Origin of the sequence: Microcoleus sp. S13_C3 (assembly GCF_036700905.1) — a bacterium.
GTDB lineage: Bacteria > Cyanobacteriota > Cyanobacteriia > Cyanobacteriales > Microcoleaceae > Microcoleus.
Map to the genome: position 1 here is coordinate 26,013 of NZ_JAUBPT010000006.1, position 26,197 is coordinate 52,209.

Annotated in this window: 26 protein-coding genes and 2 pseudogenes; 10 read left to right on the forward strand and 18 right to left on the reverse strand. The window is 46.0% G+C overall.

Translation table 11 applies throughout. From position 1 onward, the window contains the following. Positions 1 to 485 precede the first annotated feature (485 nt). Positions 486 to 1,784, reverse strand: coding sequence for a glutamate-1-semialdehyde 2,1-aminomutase (gene hemL, locus QUA16_RS02975; protein WP_333059735.1), 1,299 nt, complete (start codon positions 1,782 to 1,784; stop codon positions 486 to 488). Between the two features lie 352 nt (positions 1,785 to 2,136). Between hemL and hisIE the strand changes: the two genes are divergently transcribed. Continuing rightward, positions 2,137 to 2,787: a bifunctional phosphoribosyl-AMP cyclohydrolase/phosphoribosyl-ATP diphosphatase HisIE gene (hisIE, locus tag QUA16_RS02980; protein WP_333101841.1), complete on the forward strand. Its 651-nt coding sequence runs from the start codon at positions 2,137 to 2,139 to the stop codon at positions 2,785 to 2,787. 316 nt (positions 2,788 to 3,103) lie between these two features. On the opposite strand, the gene QUA16_RS02985 is transcribed toward hisIE, so the two are convergent. The 4 genes from QUA16_RS02985 to QUA16_RS03000 all read right to left on the reverse strand — a co-directional run bounded on the left by QUA16_RS02985 (position 3,104) and on the right by QUA16_RS03000 (position 7,513). Then, positions 3,104 to 5,218 carry an iron uptake porin gene (locus tag QUA16_RS02985; RefSeq protein WP_333101839.1) on the reverse strand — a complete coding sequence of 705 codons (2,115 nt, stop codon included), beginning with the start codon at positions 5,216 to 5,218 and terminating at the stop codon, positions 3,104 to 3,106. 230 nt (positions 5,219 to 5,448) lie between these two features. Further along, entirely contained in the window at positions 5,449 to 6,699 is a 1,251-nt protein-coding gene (locus QUA16_RS02990; RefSeq protein ID WP_333101838.1) for an MFS transporter, read from the reverse strand. 135 nt (positions 6,700 to 6,834) lie between these two features. Beyond that, on the reverse strand, positions 6,835 to 7,221 hold the full coding sequence (locus QUA16_RS02995; protein WP_333101837.1) for a HEPN domain-containing protein: 387 nt from the start codon (positions 7,219 to 7,221) through the stop codon (positions 6,835 to 6,837). Beyond that, on the reverse strand, positions 7,202 to 7,513 hold the full coding sequence (locus tag QUA16_RS03000) for a nucleotidyltransferase domain-containing protein (RefSeq protein WP_333101836.1): 312 nt from the start codon (positions 7,511 to 7,513) through the stop codon (positions 7,202 to 7,204). Before QUA16_RS03000 ends, QUA16_RS02995 begins: the two co-directional genes overlap by 20 nt. A 329-nt stretch (positions 7,514 to 7,842) precedes the next feature. Here QUA16_RS03000 and QUA16_RS03005 point away from each other — a divergent pair, with 329 nt between their 5' ends. Continuing rightward, the gene (locus tag QUA16_RS03005; protein ID WP_333101834.1) at positions 7,843 to 8,349 is read left to right on the forward strand and encodes a hypothetical protein; all 507 of its coding nucleotides are present in this window, start codon (positions 7,843 to 7,845) and stop codon (positions 8,347 to 8,349) included. 706 nt (positions 8,350 to 9,055) lie between these two features. Here QUA16_RS03005 and QUA16_RS03010 read toward each other — a convergent pair. The 3 genes from QUA16_RS03010 to upp all read right to left on the reverse strand — a co-directional run bounded on the left by QUA16_RS03010 (position 9,056) and on the right by upp (position 10,988). Then, positions 9,056 to 9,349, reverse strand: a complete 294-nt coding sequence (locus QUA16_RS03010) for a TMEM165/GDT1 family protein (protein ID WP_333101833.1) — start codon at positions 9,347 to 9,349, stop codon at positions 9,056 to 9,058. Positions 9,350 to 9,409: 60 nt separating this feature from the next. Beyond that, positions 9,410 to 9,877, reverse strand: a complete 468-nt coding sequence (locus QUA16_RS03015; protein ID WP_333035444.1) for a TMEM165/GDT1 family protein — start codon at positions 9,875 to 9,877, stop codon at positions 9,410 to 9,412. Positions 9,878 to 10,337: 460 nt separating this feature from the next. Further along, entirely contained in the window at positions 10,338 to 10,988 is a 651-nt protein-coding gene (gene upp, locus QUA16_RS03020; protein WP_333101831.1) for a uracil phosphoribosyltransferase, read from the reverse strand. 7 nt (positions 10,989 to 10,995) lie between these two features. Between upp and QUA16_RS03025 the strand changes: the two genes are divergently transcribed. From QUA16_RS03025 to crtH, 3 genes are all read left to right on the forward strand, one after another. Continuing rightward, entirely contained in the window at positions 10,996 to 11,199 is a 204-nt protein-coding gene (locus tag QUA16_RS03025; RefSeq protein ID WP_333101829.1) for a hypothetical protein, read from the forward strand. A gap of 65 nt (positions 11,200 to 11,264) precedes the next feature. Further along, the gene (locus QUA16_RS03030) at positions 11,265 to 11,396 is read left to right on the forward strand and encodes a hypothetical protein (RefSeq protein WP_333101827.1); all 132 of its coding nucleotides are present in this window, start codon (positions 11,265 to 11,267) and stop codon (positions 11,394 to 11,396) included. Between the two features lie 94 nt (positions 11,397 to 11,490). Further along, entirely contained in the window at positions 11,491 to 13,035 is a 1,545-nt protein-coding gene (gene crtH, locus QUA16_RS03035) for a carotenoid isomerase (RefSeq protein ID WP_333101826.1), read from the forward strand. A gap of 296 nt (positions 13,036 to 13,331) precedes the next feature. On the opposite strand, the gene QUA16_RS03040 is transcribed toward crtH, so the two are convergent. Further along, complete coding sequence (locus QUA16_RS03040) at positions 13,332 to 13,772, reverse strand: pentapeptide repeat-containing protein (protein WP_333101824.1); 441 nt, start codon at positions 13,770 to 13,772, stop codon at positions 13,332 to 13,334. Positions 13,773 to 14,301: 529 nt separating this feature from the next. Between QUA16_RS03040 and QUA16_RS03045 the strand changes: the two genes are divergently transcribed. Then, positions 14,302 to 17,667, forward strand: coding sequence for an EAL domain-containing protein (locus tag QUA16_RS03045; protein WP_333101823.1), 3,366 nt, complete (start codon positions 14,302 to 14,304; stop codon positions 17,665 to 17,667). A 150-nt stretch (positions 17,668 to 17,817) separates the two neighbouring features. On the opposite strand, the gene QUA16_RS03050 is transcribed toward QUA16_RS03045, so the two are convergent. The 3 genes from QUA16_RS03050 to QUA16_RS03060 all read right to left on the reverse strand — a co-directional run bounded on the left by QUA16_RS03050 (position 17,818) and on the right by QUA16_RS03060 (position 18,727). Then, complete coding sequence (locus QUA16_RS03050; protein WP_333101822.1) at positions 17,818 to 18,042, reverse strand: hypothetical protein; 225 nt, start codon at positions 18,040 to 18,042, stop codon at positions 17,818 to 17,820. Positions 18,043 to 18,154: 112 nt separating this feature from the next. Then, positions 18,155 to 18,394, reverse strand: coding sequence for a regulatory protein SipA (gene sipA / locus QUA16_RS03055; protein WP_333101820.1), 240 nt, complete (start codon positions 18,392 to 18,394; stop codon positions 18,155 to 18,157). Positions 18,395 to 18,523: 129 nt separating this feature from the next. After that, positions 18,524 to 18,727 carry a hypothetical protein gene (locus tag QUA16_RS03060; protein WP_190732557.1) on the reverse strand — a complete coding sequence of 68 codons (204 nt, stop codon included), beginning with the start codon at positions 18,725 to 18,727 and terminating at the stop codon, positions 18,524 to 18,526. 196 nt (positions 18,728 to 18,923) lie between these two features. On the opposite strand from QUA16_RS03060, the gene rbfA reads away from it, so the two are divergent. Genes rbfA through QUA16_RS03075 form a run of 3 tightly spaced genes read left to right on the forward strand, consistent with a single transcriptional unit; the run spans position 18,924 to position 21,283 of the window. Then, positions 18,924 to 19,334 carry a 30S ribosome-binding factor RbfA gene (gene rbfA / locus QUA16_RS03065; protein ID WP_333101819.1) on the forward strand — a complete coding sequence of 137 codons (411 nt, stop codon included), beginning with the start codon at positions 18,924 to 18,926 and terminating at the stop codon, positions 19,332 to 19,334. Further along, positions 19,331 to 19,456, forward strand: a complete 126-nt coding sequence (locus QUA16_RS03070; protein ID WP_333101818.1) for a hypothetical protein — start codon at positions 19,331 to 19,333, stop codon at positions 19,454 to 19,456. The genes rbfA and QUA16_RS03070 overlap by 4 nt, the downstream gene beginning before the upstream one ends. A gap of 27 nt (positions 19,457 to 19,483) precedes the next feature. Further along, positions 19,484 to 21,283 (forward strand): glycoside hydrolase family 3 N-terminal domain-containing protein, encoded by a 1,800-nt coding sequence (locus QUA16_RS03075; RefSeq protein WP_333101817.1) that lies wholly within the window; start codon positions 19,484 to 19,486, stop codon positions 21,281 to 21,283. Between the two features lie 56 nt (positions 21,284 to 21,339). Here the strand turns inward: QUA16_RS03075 and QUA16_RS03080 are convergent, their stop codons facing one another. Beyond that, a complete protein-coding gene (locus QUA16_RS03080; protein WP_333181012.1) occupies positions 21,340 to 21,498 on the reverse strand; it encodes a hypothetical protein in 159 nt (52 codons plus the stop codon). A 150-nt stretch (positions 21,499 to 21,648) separates the two neighbouring features. On the opposite strand from QUA16_RS03080, the gene QUA16_RS03085 reads away from it, so the two are divergent. After that, complete coding sequence (locus QUA16_RS03085; protein ID WP_333057778.1) at positions 21,649 to 21,882, forward strand: DUF4327 family protein; 234 nt, start codon at positions 21,649 to 21,651, stop codon at positions 21,880 to 21,882. Positions 21,883 to 21,945: 63 nt separating this feature from the next. Here the strand turns inward: QUA16_RS03085 and QUA16_RS03090 are convergent, their stop codons facing one another. The 5 genes and pseudogenes from QUA16_RS03090 to QUA16_RS03110 all read right to left on the reverse strand — a co-directional run. Continuing rightward, positions 21,946 to 22,350, reverse strand: a complete 405-nt coding sequence (locus tag QUA16_RS03090; protein WP_333101815.1) for a hypothetical protein — start codon at positions 22,348 to 22,350, stop codon at positions 21,946 to 21,948. Positions 22,351 to 22,893: 543 nt separating this feature from the next. Beyond that, the gene (locus QUA16_RS03095) at positions 22,894 to 24,027 is read right to left on the reverse strand and encodes an ABC transporter ATP-binding protein (RefSeq protein ID WP_333101814.1); all 1,134 of its coding nucleotides are present in this window, start codon (positions 24,025 to 24,027) and stop codon (positions 22,894 to 22,896) included. Positions 24,028 to 24,202: 175 nt separating this feature from the next. After that, a pseudogene (locus tag QUA16_RS03100) lies at positions 24,203 to 25,476 on the reverse strand (RNA-guided endonuclease InsQ/TnpB family protein). A gap of 79 nt (positions 25,477 to 25,555) precedes the next feature. Next, entirely contained in the window at positions 25,556 to 25,819 is a 264-nt protein-coding gene (locus tag QUA16_RS03105) for a hypothetical protein (protein ID WP_445252141.1), read from the reverse strand. A gap of 134 nt (positions 25,820 to 25,953) precedes the next feature. Continuing rightward, positions 25,954 to 26,190 (reverse strand): annotated as a pseudogene (locus QUA16_RS03110) (HD domain-containing protein); the annotation flags it as partial. Positions 26,191 to 26,197 lie beyond the last annotated feature (7 nt).

Below are 26,197 nucleotides of genomic sequence, written 5' to 3' on the forward strand. Positions count from 1 at the left end.
GCAATCCTTGCAGGAGTCGTAAATTTTTTACCCCACCCCAACCCTCCCCTTATCAAGGGGAGGGAGTAAGAAATTCATAAATGACTTAGGATGGCTATAGCAATCCTTGCAGGAGTCGTAAATTTTTTACCCCACCCCAACCCTCCCCTTATCAAGGGGAGGGAGTAAGAAATTCACAAATGATGCGAGGATTGCTATATGCAATTCAAGTCTAATGAGTCAGCAGTCATTACTCATTCGTCATTAAGTAGGTCATCCCAAAAAAACAATACCTCAGAAACCCGGTTTCTGCGTATATTTATCGTGAGTCGTCGCAAAATCTTCTAGAAACCGGGTTTCTCGCCCCCTGCGTAAGCCACGATCGAGAGATTTTTAAAGCGGATTGGGTAACACTTAACAATTAAAGTCCTTACTGCCAAAAAAACAGCAAGGACTTTAATGATTTATTCCTGAGTTTTAAGGACGAACATCCTTAACTACACACGTTAAATACTTGCCATCACTTCACGCGCTGCAGCCAAAGTTCGATCGATATCTTCGTCAGTATGAGCCAAAGAAGTAAATCCCGCCTCAAACTGCGAAGGAGCAAGATAAATCCCGTGCTCCAACATTCCCCGGTGAAAGCGGCTGAACTTCGTCAAATCCGACTTCTTCGCATCCTCATAATTGTGAACCGGGCCAGCCGCAAAAAACAAGCCAAACATCCCGCTAATTTGCCCGCCCCAAACCGCGTGTCCCGCTTCCTTAGCAATTTTTAGCAATCCGTCAGACAGTTTTTTAGTAATCTTATCCAACTGTTCGTAAGTGCCGGGTTTTTGTAGCAATTCCAAAGTCTTAATCCCAGCAGTCATCGCCAAAGGATTTCCCGAAAGCGTACCCGCTTGATACATCGGCCCAGCAGGAGCCACCATCCCCATAATATCCCGCCTTCCCCCGTAAGCACCCACCGGCAAACCGCCACCGATAACTTTACCCAAAGTAGTCAAATCCGGCGTGACACCGAATCTTTCCTGAGCTCCGCCGTAGGCGATGCGGAAACCAGTCATTACTTCATCAAAAACCAACAAAGCACCGTTATCTTTAGTAATTTCCCGCAAACCTTCGAGAAAACCTGCATCCGGGGTAATAAAACCGGCATTCCCCACCACTGGTTCCAGAATTACGCCTGCTATCTCGCCGGGATTTTCGGCAAATAAAGCTTTGACTGCTTCTAAGTCATTGTAGGGAGCGTTGAGGGTATTGGCAGTAGTGGATTTCGGGACGCCCGGAGAGTCGGGAAGGCCCAGAGTTGCGACGCCGGAACCGGCTTTTACCAAAAACATATCGGCGTGCCCGTGATAGCAGCCTTCAAATTTAATCAGTTTATCGCGTCCGGTGAAAGCTCGCATCAGCCGCAAAACGGCCATACAGGCTTCGGTACCAGAGTTGACAAATCGCACCATTTCAATGCTGGGAACGGCATCGATGACCATTTCGGCGAGTACGTTTTCCAACAGGGATGGTGCGCCGAAACTCGTACCTTTTTCTAAAGATTCGTGGAGGGCTTTGATGACTTCCGGGTGGGCGTGGCCACAGATGGCTGGGCCCCAAGTGCCTACATAGTCAATGTATTGGTTTTCGTCAACATCCCAAATGTAGGCTCCTTTCACCCTGTCAAAGACGATGGGCTGTCCGCCTACGGATTTGAAGGCGCGGACGGGGGAACTGACGCCACCGGGCATCAACTTCTGGGCTGCAGCGAAAATTTCTTCTGATTTGGTCGTTTTCAAGGTTGTGGAAACCAATGTTTTCTCCTTAGTGAACGTCTGTTGTTGGTAGAATAATTTTAGAGCCAGTTCAGCATAAAGGTTATGTCTATTCAAGGAAACTATTCTAGTAGATTTTAGGGTACAAACCAATGAGTAGCAATACTAGCTTAGGTTTTTTAGGCTTTGTCGCACTAGCCCCGTGAAGCGAAGCTATCCCGTAGGGAATCGCCCTAAAATGTAATTTTTTGTAAAATAGTTCTTGACAATTTACCCATCCCTTGCTCAATCTTCTCTCTTCCTCTGCGTCCTCTGCGTTCTCTGCGGTTAATAAAAAAAACAATCTCCCACAGGAAAGCGTTAATCTATATTACAAAGTTGAAATAAAATTATGTCTACTACTGATTTATCGAGTTTGAGCCGATCGATCCCAATTGAAAAGATTCGTTACGACGATCGCGGTTTAGTGCCTGCGATCGTCCAAGATTATTTGGACGGTACGGTGTTAATGATGGCCTGGATGAATCGGGAGTCGCTGCAAAAAACGCTCTCTACCGGGCAAACTTGGTTCTGGAGTCGTTCTCGTTCCGAATTGTGGCCCAAAGGCGCGACTTCGGGACACGTTCAAAATGTCAAAGGGCTGCGTTACGACTGCGATAGCGATGCTTTGCTGGTGACAGTCGAACAAGTCGGAGATATTGCTTGTCACACCGGAGAAAGAAGTTGTTTTCACCAAGTTGACGGGGAAATTTCACCGCCGCCAGGGGATATGTTATCTCAATTATTTGCGGTAATTTGCGATCGGCGCGACAATCCTAACGAAAGTTCTTATACTTGCAAATTGTTCGAGGGCGGCGACAACAAGATTCTCAAAAAAATTGGCGAAGAGTCGGCGGAAGTTGTGATGGCTTGCAAAGATGACGATAAAGAGGGGATTGCTGGGGAAGTTGCGGATTTATTTTATCACGCTTTGGTTGCTTTGGCTCACCATCAAGTTGATTTGAGAGCAGTGTACCGCAAATTGGGCGATCGACGAAAATAATCGGTAATTAGGAATAGGGAATTGGTATAGCCTTTTTCACAAAGATGAGGTAAGCTGTTGTGCATTTAAATAGAATGTCAAAAAACACTCTAATTCTTGTGGGGTGGGCGTCTCGCCCGCCCTGAATATGCAATTTAAATGCGTGACAGCTTATTCACGAATTAATTAACACTTCCTCAATCCCCCAATCTCTACTTGTACCTCATATTTTCTCAAACTTCTCTAGGTAAGGGCGGGTTCACCAACAATATTTGCCACTCACAGACAAGAGAAATAAACCCGCCCCGCCCCATGCAGAGGCTATATTTTTCCGACTCTAGAAAGTAAAAGTTGTGCGGAGGACTCCCACTCCTACTGTGTCATTATCCTTAGTTCCTTCAGGATTGAACAGCACAAAAGCACCCGGTGTAATGCTGATATTGTCGTTAACTTTGAAACGATAATAAGCTTCCAAATGATAAGGAGTTGCCTTATTTGCCTGAAAACGAGCACCGCCACTTACTGAATCGCGATCCAAAGGCTGTCCAAACAGAATACCTGCATTATTGCCCTGTGCGAACAAATCTCGGAAATGGAAACCTACCATCCAACTGTTGAAAGTTGTAGAAGCATTGCTTCTTTCAGCATCAGCAATTATCCAACCTCCATAGGTAGAAACAGCAATTTTCGGAGAAAGCCGCCAAGTTGCAGTACCGCCAAACGAATTCATCCTCACGCCACCGCTAACAGGTTCTCTATCTCTTCCCAAAATTGAACCCAAATCTGCATCAGACAATCCTGTGGCAAGAATATTCAATTGGTGGCGGCTGTAAGCGTAATTCAAACCAATGTCAATACTGCTGGTTGGTTTAATAGTTAACTGCGCCGCAGCAACGGTACTACCATTAAATAAACCCGCCCCCAACGGAGTAGCTGGAAAGCCTAAATCGTTGGGCAAAGCAGCATTTACACTGCCGTACAACGCAGTGAGATTTACTTTTTTGGAAACGTTCCAAATAAACCCACCTGCCGATGCCAAGCCACTGCCTGAAGTGCCGCCGGATACGCGCACTACAGGGTTGTAACCTCCAAACCTAGAAATAGATTCTTGCCCTTCTCCCGCAAATGGAGTAATTGCTTGAAAAGCGTCGGAAGTTTCGGCTTTCGGGCCGGCAAATAAAGTGATGCTGTTAGAAACTGGAAAGACGTAAAGCAGCTTGTAAAGTTCAACAGCATTGGCGTCTATGCTAGATAGAGTCTGAGGGTTAATTCCGGGAAATTGCGGTTCAAAACTCAGTTTTGCTTGACTGTCGGACAAACCGCTAAATGCCCCTGTTGACAAACCTAGATTAGGCCCGAAGCTGCGAATGTTGTAAGCTTGCAAGCCAGTTATCAGCGTATCTTTGCCTGTAAAACTGGTCAGCAGATTCAATCGCAGTCGGTAGTTTAAGACTGTTTCAGTCTCCCTGCGATTGTTTTTGGTAGTGTCGGCAACGCTAAAAATCGCTTCGCCGCTGAGTTTAGTTGTTGTCGAAAATTGATTGGCTTCTAGTTCGGAGGTACGGGCTTCCAAAGCATCGACTCGGCCGCGCAAAGTGGCTAATTCTGCTGCAAATTCTTCTTGCAATCTTTGCAGTTTGCTTAAGTCTTCCTTGGTTGCTAAGTTGGTTGTACCTGATTTAATTAGCTCAGTAACTTTATCCAAGCAAGCGTTTAAACCGGCGGCAAATTCGTAGCGAGTCATTGCCCGATTGCCTCGGAATGTGCCGTCAGGATATCCCGCTATGCAGCCGTATCTTTCTACTAGAGATTGCAGGGCTTGAAAGGCCCAGTCCGTCGGGCGCACGTCGGAGAGTTGAGATACAGATGTTACTTGTTGTAGTTCGCTGGATTCTGAAGTTTCGCTGTTGGTTGCTGCGGGTTCTAAGGAACTGCTGTTTTCGATTTCAGCTAACTTTTCGGAAGTAGAAGTTTCTGTTGGTACTGGCGCAGATATGCCTGTTTGGGCAATAGCTGGTGCGGCTGGGTTTTGGGCAGGAATAGCAGATGTTTCTGCTGTAAGTGTTTCTGGTTCTGGGTTTGCTGGTTTTTCAGCTAAATTTAAGGAGTTTTCCTGCGGATTTTCTGCGATCGATGCTGCTGTTTGCGATCGATCGCCTTTAGCGCTGTCTTCGGGGATATTCGCGAGTTCGTTGGCTGTTGAGACTGGGCGATCGCCCCTGTTTTCAACTTCCACCGCATCGGCGGGTTTTATTTCATCTATTCCCGGAATTTTGACCGGATTGTCAACACTACTTGTATTCAGGCTGATTTCTGTCTCTAATTCTTTCAATCCTTCAGTACCTAATGTCTGTTTCTCAGGGACGAGAGGCATCGCTGCCAATGGTAGAGAACCGACAAGTAGATACAATAAACCTATTCCGCCAGCACTAAATAGTAGATGTGGTTTCATTACAACTCCTCAAAAAATATATTGTAAAATTGCTCTTACGTTTCGAGAATTATAAATCTATTTGGCATCCACAACCACAAAGTTTTTAATTAATAATTATTATATCTTTTATAAAAAAAAGTAGAATTATATATCACAAAACAAGTATTTAGGCAACTATTTTTTTAACATTCGATCGAGCCTCAGTAAAAAAAGAATAATATATTATTACATAACAGGTATTTAGGCAACTATTTTTTTAACATTCGATCGAGCTTTTGCAAAATAAAAATAGCCGCACCCACACTCAAAGCCAAACCCAACCAAAAATTATCCGCCGCCCATTTACCTCTATCCAAAGCCAAACCGCCCAGCGGCGGCCCGATTAAATAGCCGATCGCCCAACACTGAGAACTAACCGCCAAATACACGCCCCGCAAAGACTCCGGCGCTAAGTCCACCACCAAAGCAGAAGCAAAAGGCGTATAAGCAACAGTCGCCACCGACAAAAAGCTCAAGCCTAAAACAGCTAAAAATAGATTGCCAGTGGCAGCCATTCCCGTCAAGCCGATCGCGATAAATCCCATTCCCCACAGCAGCGCAGAAATCATCAAAGCTTTTGGATGGGAAAACGGCCTCAAAGCTTTAACAACCGGCAGTTGCAAAGCCACAGTTAAAAACGTGCTAAAAGCAAACAAAACGGTAATTGTACCTGTTGAAAAGCCTGTTCTCGTCCCCACAGCGACAAACTTGCTAAAGTACAGCGGCATTGTGGTTTGGATTTGGGAAATATATAATGTGAACAGGGTATTTACTAAAGCATAAACTAGAAGACTGCGATCGCTCAGCGCCACCATCCAGCCATTTTCCCGATTTTTTTTGCCTCTATCCGCTGAATTAACTGGTTTGTAGGTTTCGGCGATCGCGATCGCAACTACTGCAAACAGCACTAAAAACGAGATACCATCAATAATAAAGAGCGATCGATAATTCCCCGTTACTGCAATCAACAAACCGCCCAAAATAATCCCAACTTGCAAACCCAAATTATCAGCCAGCCGCGTCAAAGCAAAAGCCTCCTGTCGCTGTTCGCCCTCAGTTAAATCCGCCACCATCGTCTCCGTTGGAGGCCAATACAAACCCACACCCAAACCCATCAGTAAATTGCCCGCAATTAAGCCAGCGAAATCATTAGTCGCCGCCAGTACAAAAGAAGCCGCCGCCGCTATTATTGTCGCCAGCAATAAAGTTCGGCGCCTTCCCCAAAATTTGGAATCGCAAAAAGAACCGCCCAAAATTCTGCCGAATATTCCCGAAACTGAACCGCTACCCAAACCAATCCCAACAGCAGTAGCAGATAAACCCACGCGATCGACAAAAAATATCGGCGCGTAAAATAAAGTAAAACCGGTGCCGCTTTGGGAGAGGAATCTGCCAGCGGCAAGAATCCAGACTTGAGGGGGGAGACGGGGCAACCAAGAGGATAATTGAAATTTAGGCATATATTATTTATAATAGTCGGCGGTTGAAACCGCGTCTAAACTAATGAACAGTCGGCGGTTGAAACCGCCTCTACACAAACGAAGTCCGCCTTCGCGGACTCAAGAATTAAGCAGGTATTAAAGCAGGATTTGGTATTATGGAGTCAAACCCAAACTTAACCTTACTTGTTCGCGAACTTCGCGACAAAAATTTAATGCTTCGCGCGCTGTATCTTTATCAGCCGAAGCCCCCGGATAGCGATAGGCAACGGAGAAAGCAGTTAACGCTAAAAGTTTTGTGCGAAGCTTATCCCACCCAGGCTCAACGGGCAACAGCAAATCTAACCAAACAGTCAAATTATGCGTTCTGCTGAAAGCAATTACTGCTTCCTGCAAACGCGCTTTTAGATATTTCTCGGCACACTGTTGAGCGTGACAACACGCCGCATCATAATTCGGAGATTTTCGCGCTCGCAATTCCCGCAAAGCTGTAGTAAAATCGCCCTCAGCTTTATCAACCCATTCAAGTGTGAGCGGATTCATAAATCACCTTTCCTTTCTCGATGATTTCCCGCAAAAATAAATCATTCCAAGCTAGACGTTGTTCAATTTCCGAAGGAGTTCGCACTAACAAATCTACAGCAAAGTTTGGCTGAGTTTGATTTAATATTTCCCAAGTTTTACGAAGATTATTACCATCCGAAGATAAAACTACCAACATATCAACGTCCGAATCTTCTGTGGGATTTCCATAGGCGTAAGAGCCGAACAAAATTATTTTTTGCGGTTTGAATTTATTGGCTATTGCCCGACTCAATTCCATGATTGTGTTCATTTCAATCATTTGCTAACATTTTTAATATTTTTCAATTCAACTGTAATAATAACACATGAAATTTCTGGAGTCTCTCCCTCCAATGAGTAATTATCAAGAGATTTTTGACGATCGCCATAAATTTTAAACTGTTGCTGTTGGCTCGCCCGTTGGCGTTAGCGAAGCGATCCGAAAAAAAGCCATCGAAGACGAACACCCGCAAGCTTAACAATTCTTCTCAGTTAGTTACACAAAAGTTACCATTAATTTAAAAATACTTAACACGCTTTTAGGAAAAAGTTAGTTAAACTCTAGAAAAGGCAGAAGAAAATTTTAGAGGGTCTAATTATATGACAGCTATTACAACATCAAGAGTGGAATCAATCAAACCGCGCTGGCAAGCAATTGTCATGGTTGCCCTAATTTTCTGGCTCAGCGTTAGCCTGATTTTGGATCTAGTAATTATGCCCAGTCTCTACGTATCTGGCATGACGACATCTCCCGAGTTTGCAACGGCCGGGAATTTAATGTTCTGGGGATTCAACCGCGTGGAGTTAATCTGTTCCGGCGTGGTGGCAACGGGTTTGATGGTTTTGAGCAATTTAGTCGGTGACTTCGGCAAGCGCAGCCGCACAGCAATCTTATTATCATTGGTACTTCTGGCGATCGCCCTGATTGACACCTACGCCCTGACACCACAAATGAGCGCCTTGGGAATGCACCTAAATCTGTTCGATTCCGCAGCAGAAGTACCCGCCGGCATGAATCTACTGCACCAAGGCTATTTTGCATTGGAAGCGCTGAAGTTGGCTGTCGCCGGTACACTGCTGGGCTGGTGCTACCAAAACCAAGTTTAATCGACAGAAGGCTAAGAGGTTGAGTTGAGAAAAAAAACTCAACCACCAGCGGCGGGGGGCGTGAATTCACGCCCCCCGCTAATTTTTTAAATTTTAACGCGATCGTAAACTAGGCTTGAAATGCACCTGCGTTGTATCTGCGGTTTCCCTATCAATCAAACATTTATCCAATAATATCAAATCTGTTAGCATCGGAATTGTAAAATCCAGTCAACAGTCAAAAATCACTAACGGTGCAACCGGAATTAATAGAATTCATCTCCGTTAATCTGTGTTTATCTGCCCTCATCTGCGGTTAAAAAAAGAAAATTTCTTCACTGCAGATGACAATGGATTGACGCTGATTCACGCAGAGGTCGAGAAGAGAGATATGGAATGATAATTAAATAACTTACAATGCGTGAGGGTTCTTGTGGGATGGGCGTCCCGCCCGTCCAGAAAGGGCGGGCTAAGAGTGCCCAACCCCTACTCCCCACTTTCAAGAGTGTAAATTATTTAATTCGCAATCCTATGAATAATTCCGATGCTAACAAATTTGAGATAACTATATTTGCAAGTTTTCTCACCAGCCCAAAAACGGATACTTGCGAACGACTCCTGTTGTGGAGAGAGCAAAATTTTAGACTCTTGTTCAAACTCCCAGATTCATCTGTAGAGTAAATCTAAAATCTAAAATCTAAAATCTAAAATCGACTGACTGCCCGCCCTACTCGGAGGCTTCCGGTAAATCTGCTTTTGGCCACAGCAAGCGCAAGCCCATCACTGCAAATCCGATCGCCGCTAGCCCCTTTACCAGTCGTTCCGGCAACACCTCTGCCGTGCCCAAGCCAATACCCACGCCGATTAAACTCGCCAGCAGCAGCGCCGACGCCGTACCGAAAAATACAGCCCGCGGCGAGTTACAACTACTGCCCAGGGCGATCGCAGCTAATTGACTTTTGTCTCCCAATTCTGACAAAAACACTGTAATAAAACTGATGCCCAAAAGTTGCCAGTCCATGTTTTTTTAGTTTTTAGTTAGGTATTGTAGAAATCTAGCACTTACCAACAAGGCAGACAGTTAACCCAGCACTTCCCACAGCAGAACCGCCGAAATCGCCAGTAAAATCACTCCGGCTGCTCTCTCCAAAGTTCTCGGAGCAATCCGACTAGCCAGCCACCTTCCCAGCAACACCCCCAGCAAACTGGTTGCTATCAAAGCCGAACCCGCACCCGCAAACACGATCCAAGGATTTCGAGATTCAGCCGTCATCAGCAAAATCGCGAGCTGAGTTTTGTCTCCAATTTCAGCTAAAAAAATAGTTGCAAAAGTCGAAGCAAAAATAGCCCAGTGCTTTGGCTTCAGTTTCTTTTGTTCCTGACAAATATCGGGATTTACAGTCACTGAGAGTTCAGCGGGCTCCGGGGTTAAAGCAGCACAAATCTCAGTAACCTCTTTTATTTGTAGTTGTACCTGTTGTGGCAAATCATAATTGAGGTTTACTGAGTCAGAAGCAGACAAGCTTGGCGGAACAGAATCAAGTTTCACGGGCAATGAGTGCTAAACGCTATTTATTTTTGAATTGTACTTTTGATTCTAACTTTCTCTGTGCCTGCTTTTACCAAACCAGGGTCAATCGATTTTAGATTTTAGATTTTAGATTTTAGATTAAAGAATTGAAGCATTGACTTGCGCGAGATAAATACGTTCGGCAAGTTTTATCGGATACAGGTTTTTTATTTCTCCAGGGATGAATCACGTGGCGGGTATCCTAGATGCTTTCGGTCATCTTTTTCCCCGGAGATTTCAGCCACTGATTCCTGGAACCACTCACCGCACCCAAAAAGGGATACAAGCCCCCAGATTTATCTGTCGAGTCAATCTAAAATCTAAAATCTAAAATCTAAAATCTAAAATTGATTGACTGACGCCTACCAGCCCCCAGATTTATCTGTCGAGTCAATCTAAAATCTAAAATCTAAAATCTAAAATTGATTGACTGACTGGTTCATGTGCCGTAAGTTCGATCGCCCGCATCTCCCAAACCAGGTACAATAAAGCCCTGTTCGTTGACTATTTCGTCGATCGTGGCCGTATAAATAGTCAAACTTGGGTACTCTGTACTCAGCCTCTTCAAAGCCGGAGGAGCAGCCACCACAGAGATAATCCGAATCAAGCTCGGATCAATTCCCCGTGCAGTCAATTCCTGCATAGTCGCTATAATCGTCCCGCCAGTCGCCAGCATCGGCTCGCTAATTATCACCCGCGTTTCCGGGTTAAACTGCGCCGGCAATTTGTTCAAATAACAAGTTGGTTGTAGCGTCTCCTCATTTCTTGCCATGCCGAGGTGGTAAACCGACGCCAGCGGTACAACCGTCTGAATTCCTTCAAGCAGTGCCAAACCCGCCCGCAAAATCGGTACCACAACTAACGGAGCTTCCGGGTTGATAAAAGTCGCCGGACATTCCGCCAAAGGCGTCTGCACTGTGGTTTCCACTGTCGGCAGCCATTCTCGAATCGCCTCGTAAGCCAGCCACCTTCCCAATTCTGTCATCGCAGAACGAAAAAGTACCGAGGGGGTGGCGGCGTCGCGGGCAACAGCCAGCCAGTGTTTAATTAATGGATGCGGAGGAACGTAAACGCGCAGTTGCAGGGACATTAGGAAATTGGGGAGATTGCTAGGTTTGAGGGATTTTATGCGGTGCGATCGATCTTCTTCGAGGGCTTCGCCAACCGGCGATCGATCGCTCTGTGCAACTTATCACATCCTTGAGGGCGCATACAAGCCAGAGATTGAGTTAGAACCCATTCGCCGATCGACCTCCATCAGCTTATTGAAATATTTTTCCAATAGTATTGACATTAATTAGCAACAAGGCTATAGTAATTTTTAGTGTTCTCCTCTCAAAGGATCGGCAGACGGGGGCAGTCGGCAATGGTAGACTGTTCCCGCATTTTTTTGGGAAGCAGGGGCATTGAGCGTTGGGCATCGGCCAAACAGGGCATCGGCCAAACAGGGCATCGGCCAAACAGGGCATCGGGCATTGCCGAACTTCAGTCTTCTTGACATCCGTTACATCCGCTACATAATCCGTTGCCGAACTTCTTGCTTCTGGAGCGATCGACTGTAAAATCATAGAAATATTAAGATTTTTAACCGAATGTCAGCTCCTACCCAATCCCAGTTATTTTCTCCCAACTCCCGCCCTACAGAGCAAGAGTTTGATGTGATTGTCATCGGTTCCGGCATTGGCGGACTCGTGACTGCCACCCAGCTAGTCGCTAAGAAAGCCAAAGTTTTAGTGCTCGAAAGCTATACAATTCCGGGGGGTAGTGCTGGATATTTCGATCGAGAAGGCTACAGATTCGATGTCGGCGCCTCCATGATATTTGGTTTCGGACAGCGTGGCACCACCAACCTCCTCACCCGCGCCCTGAAAGCAGTCAACGTCACCTTAGAAACCATTCCCGACCCCGTACAGCTTCACTATCACTTACCCAGCGGCTTGGAACTTGAAGTTCCCCAAGCTTATGACAAATACTTGCAAGAATTAACTGACAGGTTCCCTCACGAACGCGAAGGAATCCACAAATTTTACGGCGAATGCTGGAGCGTCTTCAACTGCCTCAACGGGATGGAATTGCTATCCCTAGAAGAACCCGGATATCTCGTCCGAGTCTTTTTTCAGAATCCTTTAGCCTGTTTGGGATTAGTAAAATATCTGCCTCAAAATACTGGCGACATTGCGCGGCGCTACATAAAAGACCCTACTTTGCTGAAATTTATCGACATGGAATGCTACTACTGGTCTGTAGTACCCGCAGACTTGACGCCGATGATTAATGCCGGAATGGTATTTTCCGACAGACATTACGGTGGCATCAATTATCCCAAAGGCGGAGTCGGTCAAATCGCCCAAAAATTAGTCGAAGGATTAGAAAAATGCGGCGGAAAAATTCAATACAAAGCTAAGGCGAAAAAAATTATAACAGAAAACGGCCGCGCTGTCGGAGTCGAGCTAGCAACCGGCGAAGTTTACCGCGCCAAGCGCATAGTTTCTAACGCCACGCGGTGGGATACTTTTGAGAAATTGCTGCCCGCAGAAGAGATGCCCGCTAGCGAAAAGAAATGGCAGCAGCGCTATCAAAAAGCCCCCAGTTTCTTGAGTTTGCATTTGGGAGTGGAAGCAAGCGTAATCCCTGCGGGTAGTGCCTGTCACCACATTTTGTTAGAAGATTGGGACAAAATGGAAGCGGCGGAGGGAACTGTTTTGGTGTCCATTCCGACGGTGCTCGACCCGGATTTAGCTCCTGCAGGATATCACATCGTTCACGCTTTTACTTCGAGTTGGATGGAAGAGTGGGAAGGACTTTCACCGCAGGAATATGAGGATAAAAAGGAAGAGGCCGCAGGGAGAATTATTGAAAGATTAGAAAAGATTTTTCCCGGTTTAGATGCCGGTTTGGATTATATGGAAGTGGGGACAGCGCGTTCTCACCGTCGCTTTTTGGGGCGCGAAGACGGAACTTACGGGCCGATTCCGCGACAGAAGCTAATGGGTTTGCTGGGAATGCCGTTTAATCGAACTTCTATGCCTGGTTTGTATTGTGTGGGTGACAGTACGTTTCCCGGACAGGGTTTAAATGCGGTGGCGTTTTCTGGGTTTGCTTGCGCGCACCGAATAGCGGTTGATTTGGGTTTTTAGTGGTAATGGTAGGGTGCGTCAATCGATTTTAGATTTTAGATTTTAGATTTTAGATTGACTTGCGCGAGATAAATGCGGGGGGCTCTTCTGATTTTCGATTTTTGATTTTGGATTGATTCCACGGATAAATCACGTGGCGGGTACCACCTTTGAAATTCGTGGTCAGATTGTTCGCTTGAAATACGAGAGAAAATGTGAGGGTCCGGGGCAGCCTACAAAAAGACTAAAAACCCGGTTTCTGGGTAGAAACCGGGTTTTTAAACTGAAAATTGGCGTTATCCATTCTTTTAAGGAGTTTACTGGTCGTAGCTGCCGCCGACGCCGATTTGGGTATTGTAGATTTTGGCCTCAGTGATGGTCATATCTTCCATTGATGCGCCGGATACGTCAGCGGTGTTAATGATGGCGGCGGTTAGATTTGCCCGATCGAGGTCTGCGTCATTTAAACTGGCATTAGTCAGGAAAACTTGGGTTAAATTAGCACCCGTCAAGTTAGCACCCGTCAAGTCTGCGCCTTCGAGGTTGGCACTAGATAGGTTGGCGCCTCGTAAATTTGCTTCTCTCAAATCAGCACCAATTAAATGAGCTCCCGTTAAATCTGCTCCTGACAAGTCGCACTGAAAACATTGCCCGGTTGACAATAACTGTTGGACGTGAGCGGGATTTTCAGCGCGAGCCGGGCCTGCCAACAGTAGGGGAGTAATTAAAAAAGTAGCGGCTAATAGATTGCGTTTCATAATCCCTTTTCCTCACAGACTCTGTATTCAAGTTCTTGTCTTGATATCTACAATCTTACCACGGTTGTTTTCGCAAGTTGCGATCTAATTCACACATTGGCTGTGATATCGATTGCCCTCAACAACGCATACATGGTCTCGACCAGCTTGCAAAACATAATTTCGCAAAACTTAACACTGCCGAACTTAATTCAGTGCCTTTTTGTAGTAACCTTTTCTAGGTTAACCCGGATAGCCAACCGATGCGTCTTTCTGAAGATGGAGATGATTCGCAATGCTATGGATGATTTTAGCTGCGATCTTATCGCAAAAAGTTGACAAAAAATACCTGGTTTTTAATAAAAGTGTCACGAGACAGAAAATTTAATTTAAAATAAAGATAAGCTTATAACTTTATAGGTAGAGGAAAAGCAGTCACAGGCCCGATCCCCGGCCCAAGCTCGGCTGCATTTTTAACAATAAATTTTAATTAGGTCTCAGCAGCGCCGTAAAAATCCACCTAGTGCTTGGAAATCAGCACCTTTTTGGAATGTCGCAGAATCAACGCGATCGCAAAACTCAATTAAATATGCTCAAAAACGATTCCTCCAAGTATCTGCCAACCTTAGCTCAAGTAATAGACCGCTACCCCTTGACAGTTGCGCCCGATACCCCACTAGCAGAAGTAATTACCCTGATGGGCCAACGGCGCCCAAGTTGCTCTCTAAACGCAGCCATTCCACCAACCGATATCTATCAGCAACTAACAGAAATCGCAAATCCCCCCACATCAAGCTCGTGCAGAGACGCGACAGGTATCTGCGTCTTTGTCGTGGAAAAATCACTCTTAAAATTATCCTCGCCCTCTGCTCCACATTCTCAATTGCAAGGAATCTTCACCGAAAGGGATCTTGTCGATTTGATTGCTTCGGGCAAAAACTTAAAAGGTGTCACCATCGCAGAAGTGATGAGGCAGCCGGCAGCAACTCTGACAAAATCCGAGACTCAAGACATTTTCAGCGCCATAATTCTCCTGGGGCAACGAAGAATTAAGCACTTGCCAATATTGGATAGTGAAGGTCAACTCTTAGGAGTAATTACGCCGGAAAGCATTCGCCAAGCTATGCTGAAACCGGCAAATATCTTAAAAATGCGCCGCGTGAAAGAAGTAATGACCGCACAAGTCATTCAAGCACCTCGCTCCGCGTCAGTTAGGAGTTTAGCTGAGTTGATGGCCCAGCACCGCGTTAGCTGCGTAGTAATTACAGAATCAACAGAATTATCGATGGATTTACCGTTCCCAATTCCAGTAGGTATAGTCACAGAACGAGATATTGTCGAATTTCAAGCTTTAGATATAGATTTGTCGCAAACGATCGCCCAAACTGTGATGAGTACCCCCTTATTTAGTCTCAAGCAAGAAGACTCGCTGTGGGTAGCTCATCAGGAAATGCACCAGCGCTTAGTCCGCAGGTTGGTAGTAACGGGGGAACAGGGAGAACTCCTGGGAATAGTTACTCAAACCAACATACTGCGCGTACTTGACCCGATGGAAATGTCCGGGGCGATAGATATTCTGCACGATTCAGTGGCAGAAAGGACTAGGGAATTGGAAAAAGCGATCGCATCCCTTAGCCTGACTAACGCCAGATTAGAAAGCGAAATTGCTACCCGCGTTAGGGCCGAGGCCAGACTCCACCTTTTAGAATCTGCTGTAGTGAACGCTAACGACGCAATCGTGATTATGGATGCCGGAGACAGCGATATCTCCGACCCCACCATCATCTATGCCAACGAAGCTTTTACCCAAATGACGGGCTACCTACCCGAAGAAATCATCGGACAAACCCCCAGTTGCTTGCGCGGCCCCGAAAGCGACCCCACCCAAGTCGATAAAATTCGCCGTGCTTTCTCTCGCCGAGAACCCCTACGCCTAGAATTGATCAACTACCGCAAAGACGGTTCAACTTATTGGGTGGAACTCAACAGCGTACCCATTGCCGACACCTCCGGGAACGTGACCCACTGGGTGTCGGTGCAGCGGGATATTAGCGATCGCAAGCGCATGGAACAAGCATTTTTTGAAGAAAAAGAACTCGCTCATGTTACTCTACAATCGATCGGCGATGCCGTAATCGCTACTGACGCCGACGGCTGCATTTCCACCCTGAATCCCGTTGCCGAAACACTTACGGGTTGGTCTACATTGGAAGCTAAAGGTTTGCCCCTCGCCAGCGTGCTGAGAATAGTTGACGAAACTACCAGGCTGCCGATCGAAAATATCGCCGAAATTGCTTTGTCCGAAGGTCGGATTGTTGACCAAGGGCGCAACAATTTGCTGATTGCCCACAACAACACCGAATTTGCGATCGACCACTGCGTCGCCCCCATCCACGCTAGCAGCGGCGAAATTGTCGGGGCCGTCGTTGTGTTCCGAGATGTCACCCAAGTGCGAACTCAAGCGCGGCAACTCACTTGGCAGGCAACTCATGACCCCCTGACGCAATTAGTCAACCGCCGGGAATTTGAGTACCAGCTAGAGCACGCCCTACACGGCGCTCAAGGTTACGGGCAAGAACACGTCATGCTTTACCTGGATCTCGATCGCTTCAAAATAGTTAACGACACCTCCGGTCATGCTGCTGGGGACGAACTGCTGCGCCAAGTCAGCCAGCTATTTAAAAGCAATATCCACAAAACCGATATTTTGGCGCGTCTCGGCGGCGATGAATTTGCCGTACTCCTGTATCATCGTCCCGTCGAACGAGGATTGAATATTGCTGAAACGCTGCTGCGAAGCATTCAGGGATTCCGCTTTGCGTGGCAGGACAAAACTTTTTCGATCGGCGTCAGTATCGGTTTGGTAGCAATCAATCCCAAAACAGTCTCGACATCTGCGATTTTGAGCGCGGCCGATATGGCCTGCTACGCTGCTAAAAATAAAGGTCGCAACCGGGTACAGGTTTATCAAGCAGGCGATCGAGAATTAATCAAACAGCACGGCGAAACCGAGTGGGTGGTGCAAATTAATCAAGCATTAGAAGAGAATCGCTTTTGCTTGTACTCTCAGCCGATCGTACCTTTGCTCAATTCTCCAACCACCGGAACCCACTGCGAAATCCTCCTGCGCCTCCGGTTGGAAACTGGTGAGTTGGTGTCGCCGATGGCGTTTATTCCGGCGGCAGAACGCTACAACTTGATGCACGCGATCGACCGCTGGGTAATTCGTACTTTATTTAGCAATTTATCTAAAATTTTCACGGCCAATTTATTAGTCCAAGACCCTGGAGTAGGCAGCGATAAAATAGTTACCTTCCCTGCTTGCTCTCTTTTGTCTAATCCGCAATCCTTATTTGGCAAATATCCCACCATTTATTCAATCAACCTTTCTGGGGACAGCCTCAACGAAGAAAAGTTTATCGAGTTTATTCAAGAACAGTTTTCCATCCATCAAATACCGCCGCAAATAATTTGTTTTGAAATTACCGAAACCGTGGCGATCGGTAATCTCAGCAAGGCAGCCAGCTTGATTTGGAAACTCAAGGAACTAGGCTGCCAGTTTGCCTTGGACGACTTCGGCAGTGGGATGTCTTCCTTTGCTTACCTGAAAAGCTTGCCGGTTGATTATCTCAAAATAGACGGCAATTTTATTAAGAATATTGTCGATAATCCTATTGATGTTGCAATGGTGGAAGCTATTACCAAAATCGCTCACGTCATGGGAATTAAAACTATTGCCGAGTATGTTGAAAATCAAAAAATTATGGATAAACTAAATGAACTTGGGGTAGATTACGCTCAAGGTTATCATTTGGGCAAGCCTCAACCTTGTAACTTCACATCTCCGATTTTAGAGGAATTATTGGGGGAGTTTCCTGTTAATTCTTTGGCTTTTGAGGCTAAGCTGGTTTCTTGAAGAGGGACCTTGGGCAACCAGCAAGCAATGGGATTTAACGGATTTAAGGGAGGGATGTTGAGGGAACAAGAAAAAGGGATCGGAATGATTTAACCGCAGAGACCGCAGAGGGCGCAGAGGAAGAGAAGAGAGAGATGAATAATTCTGATACTAACGCATTTTATAGACCAATCCTTGCAGGACTCGTGATTTGTTTACCCCATCCCAACGGAAGCATCTCATATTTGTAAAAATACTTCTTCTGGCTCCTTCCTTCTTCTGGCTCCTTCCTCCTTCCTCTTTCCTTCTTCCTCTTTCCTTCTTCCTCTTTCCTTCTGCCTCCTGCCTCAAAACTCCTGCCTCAAAACTCCAATTTCTAGCGGAGGCTGCTTTCATTGAGATGCTCCCCATCCCAACCCTCCCCGAACCCCCTGGGAGTCCGTAAGAAATTCACAAATGATGCGAGGATTGCTCTATCAGATTAATTTTCCCCATTCCCCCTTTTCCATTACCCATTACCTTCTACAGTAGTTTCCGCTGCTTCAATGTACTGACTGTCTAAGAGAAAAGCACCTTTTTCAAAGCGAATTCCCCAATAATTGCCGGGACGGCGATCGATCACAACGCCTTCAGCGCCGATCGCAATTAAATTCGCAGGCCGCAGCATCGGCATCGGTTCGGCAGTTTTGACGTAAGGTGGCATAGCCACAACTCGGACTTTTTGACCGATTGTAAATTCTTTTTCCATGAATTCTATTCCCTAAAAAACACGCTCATCAATGAATTTTAACAATAAATGTTTCTGTTTGATGGATTGATGAGGGATGATAATAAAATGGAGAAGTATGAAGCGTAATTAAGGGAATAATCGGCCAAATTATTGATATTTTAGGCTGCCATCTTCGTTATATTCAAGTTCATAATATTTTCCCCCTAACCCTAAGTCATAAACACATCGTTGGTAGTTTTTGGCTCCCATATCGAAAGGGTTAGTCCTGTTCAATCTTGCCCATTCAGCTATCTTTAGCTGGTTAGTTACCCCTGAAGCATCGGCTACTGTTTTGACAATCCAATCAAACATTTTTTTCCTCTAAGCTGTATCTCACTCTACCTCTCTATATTAGCTATATATTCACCTATAGGCAATCAAACATTTTTTTCCTCTAAGCTGTATCTCACCCCTAACTTGGACGATCGCCCGTAACACCCCTGACCGATCGCGCTACAATTGTCTATTGGGATGAAAACGGCCGATCTAAAAGTAGGGGATAGTTGTTATGGCTACAAGTCGTCGCATTGAGCGCGTAGCTTCAATGATTAAGCGGGAAGTCAGCCTGATGTTGCTCAACGGCATTAAGGACGATCGGGTAGGTGCCGGTATGGTTAGCGTTACCGATGTAATTGTTTCGGGAGACCTTCAGCATACAAAAATCTTTGTCAGCATTTACGGTACTGATGAGGCAAAGGCCGAGACTATGGAAGGTTTGAAATCGGCAACTAGCTATGTCCGCAACCAGTTAGGCCAACGGGTGCAACTGCGCCGGACACCGGAAGTAGTATTTCTCGAAGACCGTTCCCTGGAACGCGGCGATAAAATGTTGATACTGCTGAATCAGCTTTCTGCCGATCGCAAACCGGATCTTCTAGATGGGGAGGAAGAATTCGCCGACGATGAAATTCCCGATTGAAGCGAGAAGGAAGAAGGAAGAGGGAAGAAGGAAGAGGGGAAGAGAAGGAGATAGGGAAAATTCCCAATGCCCAATGCCCGATTCCCAATGCCCAATGCCCGATGCCCGATGCCCAAATCTAAAATCTAAAATCTAAAATCTAAAATCGAATGATTGACAATCTTTCCTTGCCCGAACTGGTGGCCCAGATGTTCGTGGTGCGCGCTTCTGGCTGCTTGTTCGACCACCAAATTCGCTATCGGGAATGGGAACCAACTGCTAGCAAACTCCGCTATTATCTGGAAAATTTGGGCGTCGGTGGGGTGATTTTGGTGGGGGGAAGTGCTGCGGAGTTGGCACTTCGATCGCACCAATTGCAGTCTTGGGCTAAGTTTCCGCTGTTGCTGGCGGCGGATATTGAGGAAGGTGTCGGCCAGCGGTTCGCGGGGGCAACTTGGTTCGGGCCGCCGATGGCGATTGCCGAAGTGGCGCGGCACGATGCAGGTAAAGCCGATCGATATGCTGAACAAATGGGCGCTGTCACTGCGATCGAAGCTAGGGCGATCGGTCTAAATTGGATTCTCGCACCAGTGGTTGATGTTAACAACAATCCCGACAATCCTGTGATTAACGTCCGCGCTTTTGGCGAGACACCGGAAATTGTCGGGAAATTAGCCGCTGCTTTTATTCGCGGCGCAGGCCAACACCCGCTTTTGACTACAGCTAAGCATTTTCCCGGTCACGGCGACACGGCGGTTGATTCTCACTTGGAATTGCCGGTTTTGCCACATTCGCCAGCGAGATTAGCCCTGGTTGAGTTGCCTCCTTTTGTTGAGGCGATGGCTGCTGGGGTCGATGCTGTGATGAGTGCTCACTTGCTGATTCCGGCTTGGGATGCCGAGTTTCCTGCTACTCTTTCTCGCAAAATTTTGATCGGGAAGCTGCGAGAAGAGTTGGGATTTGAAGGTTTGATTGTGACGGATGCTTTGGTGATGGGTGCGATCGCCAATAAGTACGGCGCTAATGAAGCTGCTGTTTTGGCTGCTGAGGCTGGTGCTGATGTTTTGCTGATGCCGCTTGACCCGGAAGGGGCGATTCTGGCTGTCTCCGAAGCTGTCACTCAAGGGCGGATTTGCCTATCACAAATCAAGGAATCTGTCAAGCGAATTTGGAAAGCGAAAATAAAGGTGGGTTTGCCGATTTCTGACCCCCCCCAACCCCCAGGGCTGTTTCATTCTCACCAAAAACATGAATTTTGTAGGGGTAGTGCCCCCGTGCCTACCCCCGACCTAGAGGATTCGATCGGCAGATCAGACCAAGAGGGCCGGCACGGGGGCACGGCCCCTACCGAGAATGAAACAGCCCTGCCCCAACCCCCCCTTGCTAAGGGGGGGAGCAAGAATTTAGAATCGATCGAGTCGATCGACTTAAGTTTGCTGGCAACTCCTGATGCCAGGGCAACTGCTGCCGATATTTTGCGAGATTCTTTGAAATTTGGCGGCAATCTACCTTTGCAGGTTGCAAAACCAGCAGAAAACCAGGTTTTGCGGAATTTGATTGTTGTAGATGATGTTTTGGGGTGCGAGTTTTTGGGCAACCACACTCCGGCGATCGCCCTTCCCGAACAGTTTGGTTACGAATTGCAACTGATTGACGATCGCACAGGGGCGATCGCTGATAATACAGGTGCAGAGCATTTTTATCCGACACTCCTGCAAATTTTCATTCGCGGCAATTGCTTCCGAGGCAGTGCTGGTTTGACCCAAGCAGCTCAAGATTGGTTTAAGAAATTATTAAAAACGGGAGAACTGCAAGCTGTGTTAATTTACGGCAGTCCCTACGTTTTAGAGCAATTTTTGCCACACTTGCCTCCGAGTATTCCTTATGTATTTTGTTTTGGGCAGATGCCGGCAGCGCAATCTCTCGTTCTAGAAGTGCTATTCGGCATTGACGCCACTGGTAAGGCTTGAGTTGCCGCACTTCTGAATCTTTCCTTTGTTGCTTGCTGCGTTAGGAGTTAAATTCATCAACCCGGTTTCTCGCGAGAAATTCTGCCTTTGGTGGCGAAGTATCCAGAAACCGGGAATTGGACGGCGGTTCCTAAGTTCTGAATACAGCTTTCCAGCAGATCCGCCTGCTTGTGGGAAAAATGTGCTGCTTCTCCACATCCTAAGACAGATCTCATCACTTAGTGATAATTCGTATAATTTATTTTTATTTGCGACAGTGAATTGTATAGCTGTATACGGACAAAATTTAACTTCCATATTCGTAAGTTTGGACTATATTATTACCAGGGCCATAAAATTTTTTAGTAAAACATTGAGGGCGCATTATGATTCACTCCACTATTCCCCAAATCCAATACTCTTTAGATGTGATCCAAGATGAAGCGCGTCACCTCGTCCACGAGGGCGTACTCAGCCGCCAACAGCCTATCTACACGCTGTGCCAATTCATCCCGCCCCGGGAATGGGCTTGTGTAGAGTGCGAATTAGAAAAATGCGACTTCTTGCTGCGCGATCGCATCGCCGACCTGATCGGTTCTGAAAAATGGGACAATGACTAAAGTTTTGTTCTGTTAAATTAAGTTGGCAAGTAAACTCCGGCTGTGTTAAAGACTCTTGATTCTTTAATACTGGGAATTTTCGGCGCGCAAATTTTCCAACTCTGCCCTTAGCGCTGCCATCTGTGCAGTTAATTCTTGAATCTCTAGCTTTACGTTAGGCTGTACAACCGACTCGGGAGGAGCATCAGTCGCTGCATCTGATTGCTTGGGCGAGACAGATTCACTGTCTGCATTCTCCCGATCGCCCGGTTGAGAAAAAATAGTATCTACAAAATTCCGGGCTTCTCGCTCGGTCATTTCTCCTTTTTCCAGCAGATCATCGGCTAGCTGGCCAAAATCTGACTTCAGTTTGTCAAGATTTTCTTCTCGCTTCAGAGGATCTTGCAATGTCTCAATTAAAAAGGAAGTTGCACCTAAAGTTAGGTGAAATCCTGTTTGCAGCATTTGAGGCAGGTTGTCGGGATTCATCTAAAAATGCCGCTAGAATAGAACGTTTTTCTGAGTTTTTGGTTCGCTAGTTGCTCCCAAGTCGGGGCGTAAAGCCGCTTCTTACCGGGAAGATGCTGGCGTTGTGCGTCGCGATCGCCCCGATTCAGGAAAGATCAGCTTGGTGGGGGGACGTTTTGCCGTTGTGCCAATACTAATCGTATCATTACTTCGGAAATTGATAAATGTCAACTGTAAATTTTTGTAACTACGAATCGAGACTTTCCCACAGGAAGGCTCAGTCTATTTTAGATTTTAGATTTTAGATTTTAGATTGAAGAGGACTTAGGCACTGCGACTAAAAAAACCCCGGTGGCTGATTCAATACGGTTCAGATAAGACTGATCCCCCCTAGCCAAGAGGGCGGGCACTCTTGGCACCGCCCCTACGAAGGGGGGGACAAGAAGTTGTTCAAAGTCCCCCAACAATCAGGGGGATTTAGGGGGATATCGCCCGGAATTAACAGTGTTAACCCAAGCGTATTGCGGTGGCTGATTACCCGTGCGTAAGTCCTGTTCAAGCCCGTTAAGGATAAAGCGCTTCACCGGTGGAAGGGTCAAATATAAATAGTCGCTCGAAGTCAAGCTGTACCGTCAGCCGATCGCCCGATCGCAAGCGAACACTCGCAGGTATTTGTAACTGTACAGTAGTTTCAGCGCTTAGCAAAGGCAAACTCGCCCGAATTAAAGTTTCTCGCCCCAGAGGTTCCACTACTTTTACCTCTACATCAAGGGGGACTTTTTCTAAAGCCCAAACATCGGTTTTCAAATCATCATTTTCTACTGTTTTTGGCGTCAATATTTCTATATTTTCTGGACGGATGCCCAAATCAAATCCTTGTCCTTCTCTCGCCTGCAATTTTTTCTGAATCGAGGGCGGACAGGCTAAAGCTTGCTCTCCTATTTGAAAGGATTCGTTAGTATAAATGGCCGGCAAAATGTTCATGGCGGGATTGCCTAAAAATGTGGCAACCATGCGGTTAGCTGGTTTCGCATAAATGCTTTGCGGTTCTCCAATTTGTTGAATTTTTCCCCCATTTAAGACTACAATCTTATCAGCTAAAGTCATCGCTTCCACTTGGTCGTGGGTGACGTAAATTGTGGTAATTCCCAGCCGTTGATGCAGTTGTTTGAGCTCTGCTCTAGTGTCATCTCGCAGTTGAGCATCGAGGTTAGAAAGCGGTTCATCTAAAAGGAATACTTTCGGTTCGCGGGCGATCGCCCTTCCGAGTGCTACCCGCTGCTGCTGTCCACCTGATAGCTGTTTGGGCTTGCGCTTGAGGAGGTGGTCGATCGAGAGCGATCGGGCTACTGTTTCGACTCGTTCTTGAATTTTAGTCGGGTCAACATTCCGCATCCGCAATCCAAATGCCAAGTTTTCTGCGACAGTCATGTGCGGATAAAGCGCGTAATTTTGAAACACCATTGCTACATCCCGCTGTCTCGCCGGAATGTTGTTAACTAAATTATCTCCGATGTAAAGATTACCGGAAGTGGCGGTTTCTAAACCTGCAATTGTCCGCATAATTGTCGATTTCCCGCAGCCGGAGGGCCCGACTAATACCCAAAATTCCCCGTCCGGGATTTTGAAGCTGATGTTTTCGATCGCGGTGACGTTTTGGTAGCGTCGGGTAATATTTTCTAAGCGAACATTTGCCATTTTGTGACTGTAATTGGTAATTGATAATTAGTGATGTTTACCTTCAGTCTTCAAGGTTCAGAAAACTGTTCCAATTCTAAAACTGTGCGGTCTAATTCTTCAACTATAGGCGTTAACTCAGCTTTGCGGAATGCTTCTACTAAAGAACGATAATAGCTGGTAAAAGTATAGTCATTTATTGCATGACATGGGAGGCGCTAAGCCCCTCCCCTTTCACTTTTACTTTGAGCGGATTAACCCGCGCAAGGCTCGAACTACGCAGCTCTCTATCCCATCGCTGAAAGCATTTGGGATTGCTTTTCTGAGGATATTGTAAGACCCGTTGACATCAGAGTTAATTAATTGACCCACTGCTGTCTTGTACAAACCTCTCTTGATTCGCTTACCGCTAAATGCGACATCATCAGCGCCAGTATACCCGTACACAGGAATCGGATCTAGATTCAAGAAACTTGACTTAGATGTGTAAGATTCTTCTTGCACAATTACCTTGATTCCAACCAATCGAGCTTTGTATTCCAACATCTCAATTAATCGAGCGTGAGGAATACTGACAAAGTTTTGATTGGTTTGCTTGCCTAAGTTAATCTCATTTTTCCATTGTGCATTATTGCCAATTACTAGCGCTCCAACTTGCTGGGCAACCAAAATATCGACTATTAACCGACTGGTATGATGTAAGTAATTATCGATTTTTTGGTGGCGACAGCGAGTTAAGCGTTGAATACGGGGTGAAGTTTTACGAACTCTTTTTAACTGAGATTGCAACTCGGCTTTGCGCTTGTTGTAGAACTGGTTAATCGATTTTAACGGTCGCCCGTTAATCAGGAGAGGGACAAAACCCGGCTGATTTGAAGTTAACGCCACTAAATTATTCAGTCCTAAATCTATACTAGCTACGAATTTGTCGTCGCTGACGGTGGACTCCGGTTCATCATAAATTACCTCAATTACATAAGAATCGCATTTGGGAACCAGTCTAACTTGGCAAATTTGAGCGGGATTTACTTTGGTCTTTATCAAGATTTTCGTACCCGACAGCTTGATAATTCCTTTCTTCAATTGCTTGCTGCTAATCGCCTGAATCGTATAGATAAGAATATTACGACCCTTGGTCTTATCCTTATATTTCGGTAGCTTGGGACGACCATTGAATGTAGAGGAATCAAATTTGTAAGCTTTGACTGCTTCAAAAAACGATTTCCAATTCTTGTCCAATACCATCAAGATTTGTTGACTAACCTTGGCGGGCAAAGCCTTGTATGTTTGATGAGATTTCATCAAACGGTTTATCTCGTTGTAGTTGATGTAACCCCATCCATAAGTGAAGCTCTGACGAATGACGTAGTTGGCGGCATTGTAGAGATTCTTGGATTTAAAAGCTAATTCATCAATTTGGGCGAAACGATGCTCTGTAGATTTAATGATGTGCCTCTCTGCTAGTTGCATTTAAGCTTTCCATCCTTTAATTTACCTGTCTTTTACTCGACAACCGTGATAATATAATATTACTATTGTTTATAGTTGCTTACGAACTTAATGAAGTTTTACAATACCAGAGAGAACCCTCTTTGCCGCCTTTGAAGCGTTCCCAAACAGTATCTCCTAATTGACGGGAATCTTTCAGGATCGATCGAGCATTATAAAGTTTATCAGCAGCCGAGACTAATCTGACCGAGGCAGAAGCTGTAGAAATGCGATCGATATAAGCTTGTTTTCGCTGACGCCAAGGCGGTTTCGGCGTCTCGTCACTGTCTGTACAGCCGTCTACAATCGCTGTAACCGAAAGCATCCAGGATACCCGCCACGTGATTCATCCGTCCAGAAATAAAAAACCTGTATCTGATGAAACTTGCCCCCCGAATTTATCGGTGGGGTCAATTCTTCAATCTAAAATCTAAAATCTAAAATCTAAAATCGATTGACGGTATCGCCAAAGCGGCGGCGGATGGCTTCGCGGGTGGTGGCGCAGCCTTGATCTTCGATCGCATCATGAAGCAAACCTGCGATCGTCTCATCTTCATTTGCCCCATATTCTAAAGCTATACTAGCAGTGCCCAACAAATGGGCAATGTAGGGAACGCCGGAACCTTTGCGAACTTGGGTAGCGTGCAATTCGGCCGCATAGGTGAGGGCTTCTGAAAAACGGTTTGAGAGAATCATGAAAGTC

Bases quoted from the DNA above. Each gene is read 5' to 3' on its own strand.
- QUA16_RS03045 (WP_333101823.1), top strand. From the start codon at position 14,302: ATGTCGCAGAATCAACGCGATCGCAAAACTCAATTAAATATGCTCAAA.
- crtH (WP_333101826.1), top strand. From the start codon at position 11,491: ATGTCAGCTCCTACCCAATCCCAGTTATTTTCTCCCAACTCCCGCCCT.
- QUA16_RS03040 (WP_333101824.1), bottom strand. From the start codon at position 13,772: ATGAAACGCAATCTATTAGCCGCTACTTTTTTAATTACTCCCCTACTG.
- upp (WP_333101831.1), bottom strand. From the start codon at position 10,988: ATGTCCCTGCAACTGCGCGTTTACGTTCCTCCGCATCCATTAATTAAA.
- QUA16_RS03050 (WP_333101822.1), bottom strand. From the start codon at position 18,042: ATGAAAGCAGCCTCCGCTAGAAATTGGAGTTTTGAGGCAGGAGTTTTG.
- QUA16_RS03085 (WP_333057778.1), top strand. From the start codon at position 21,649: ATGATTCACTCCACTATTCCCCAAATCCAATACTCTTTAGATGTGATC.
- QUA16_RS03095 (WP_333101814.1), bottom strand. From the start codon at position 24,027: ATGGCAAATGTTCGCTTAGAAAATATTACCCGACGCTACCAAAACGTC.
- QUA16_RS02995 (WP_333101837.1), bottom strand. From the start codon at position 7,221: ATGAATCCGCTCACACTTGAATGGGTTGATAAAGCTGAGGGCGATTTT.
- QUA16_RS03105 (WP_445252141.1), bottom strand. From the start codon at position 25,819: ATGCTTTCGGTTACAGCGATTGTAGACGGCTGTACAGACAGTGACGAG.
- sipA (WP_333101820.1), bottom strand. From the start codon at position 18,394: ATGGAAAAAGAATTTACAATCGGTCAAAAAGTCCGAGTTGTGGCTATG.
- QUA16_RS03060 (WP_190732557.1), bottom strand. From the start codon at position 18,727: ATGTTTGATTGGATTGTCAAAACAGTAGCCGATGCTTCAGGGGTAACT.
- QUA16_RS03075 (WP_333101817.1), top strand. From the start codon at position 19,484: ATGATTGACAATCTTTCCTTGCCCGAACTGGTGGCCCAGATGTTCGTG.
- QUA16_RS03000 (WP_333101836.1), bottom strand. From the start codon at position 7,513: ATGAACACAATCATGGAATTGAGTCGGGCAATAGCCAATAAATTCAAA.
- QUA16_RS03030 (WP_333101827.1), top strand. From the start codon at position 11,265: ATGGTAGACTGTTCCCGCATTTTTTTGGGAAGCAGGGGCATTGAGCGT.
- hisIE (WP_333101841.1), top strand. From the start codon at position 2,137: ATGTCTACTACTGATTTATCGAGTTTGAGCCGATCGATCCCAATTGAA.
- QUA16_RS03090 (WP_333101815.1), bottom strand. From the start codon at position 22,350: ATGAATCCCGACAACCTGCCTCAAATGCTGCAAACAGGATTTCACCTA.
- QUA16_RS03080 (WP_333181012.1), bottom strand. From the start codon at position 21,498: ATGAGATCTGTCTTAGGATGTGGAGAAGCAGCACATTTTTCCCACAAG.
- QUA16_RS02985 (WP_333101839.1), bottom strand. From the start codon at position 5,218: ATGAAACCACATCTACTATTTAGTGCTGGCGGAATAGGTTTATTGTAT.
- QUA16_RS02990 (WP_333101838.1), bottom strand. From the start codon at position 6,699: ATGCCTAAATTTCAATTATCCTCTTGGTTGCCCCGTCTCCCCCCTCAA.
- QUA16_RS03010 (WP_333101833.1), bottom strand. From the start codon at position 9,349: ATGGACTGGCAACTTTTGGGCATCAGTTTTATTACAGTGTTTTTGTCA.
- rbfA (WP_333101819.1), top strand. From the start codon at position 18,924: ATGGCTACAAGTCGTCGCATTGAGCGCGTAGCTTCAATGATTAAGCGG.
- QUA16_RS03005 (WP_333101834.1), top strand. From the start codon at position 7,843: ATGACAGCTATTACAACATCAAGAGTGGAATCAATCAAACCGCGCTGG.